Annotated in this window: 1 protein-coding gene; it reads left to right on the top strand. The window is 47.7% G+C overall.

What is annotated here, in order from left to right; genetic code table 11:
- The coding region (locus BAW75_RS08580) for an endosialidase catalytic beta-propeller domain-containing protein (RefSeq protein WP_208635209.1) at positions 1-1,022 on the top strand (1,022 nt) is incomplete at its 5' end.
- Positions 1,023-1,114: the final 92 nt, after the last annotated feature.

The raw sequence follows: 1,114 nt of genomic DNA on the forward strand, positions 1-1,114 counted from the left end.
TCTGTGTTAAAGATGGCTGGTTGTACTATATCTTTGGTGGGGAAGACTTCTTCTCTCCCTGGAGCATAGGGGATAACAGTGCGAGGTTATGGTACAAACATGATGGGCATCCGGCTGACTTATATAGCTACCGGATAAAGATTGAAGACCACCCGTACGTATCACGTGATTTCAAATACGGAGCAACTCCTAACCGTACAATACCTGTCGCCATGGGGGTAGATGGTGTACGCCATGTAGAAGCACCTTTAACGTTTGACAATGATGTAAGCGTGTACTCCCTGCATGTAACGGGGCTGGAATACGATGGTACACAACAGTCTGCCGTGCGCGCACGGTTTGATGGTGATTACGGGCTGATTTCAAAAACAGTCCCCACTAAAACCCCATCGGGTCAAAGACTGATAGTTAGCGGTGGTGATGGTGCATCCAGTTCCGATGGTGCGTTGCTGCAACTGTACGGGGCAAACCATGCAAAGCCTAACAGGGCTATTATGTATGCGTCAGGAGGCTTCTACTCATACAACAATTTTCTTCCTTACTTAGACTCGAAAGTGTCTTTAGGTTCGGCAGGTAATAGGTGGACTACGATGTACGCGGCCACCGGTACGATAAACACGTCTGATGGTACACTTAAGACGAACAAAGAGGAAATTGAGGGACAACTCCTTACCGCATGGGAGGATATACATGTAATATCTTTTAAGTGGCTTGAAAGCCTAGCAATCAAGGGTGACACTGCAAGGATACACTTCGGTGTGATAGCCCAAGATGTGCGAGACATCTTGGTCGACCATGGGCTTATGGAGAAAGATTCTACCGATTGTAAATATGCTTTCTTGTGCTACGACTCAATTGAAGCCGCGTATGATATTGATGAAGATGGCCAGACTGTACAAGTATCCCCTCCCGGCGGCAGATGGGGGGTTAGGGCGGACCAGATGTTCTTCATAGAGATTGCCTATCAGCGTAAGAAGATGCGCGAGTTCGATAAGAGGTTGGCAGCACTAGAAGATAAATAAAACTAAGGCCCCGAACGGGGCCTTTTCTCTACTCTTCTGATAACTTCTCCAGTACAAACGCCAGTTGCGCATTAGCGGCGTCTCTTTGCTGC

The sequence above is a fragment of the Micromonospora chalcea genome (assembly GCF_002926165.1).
Lineage (GTDB): Bacteria > Actinomycetota > Actinomycetes > Mycobacteriales > Micromonosporaceae > Micromonospora > Micromonospora chalcea.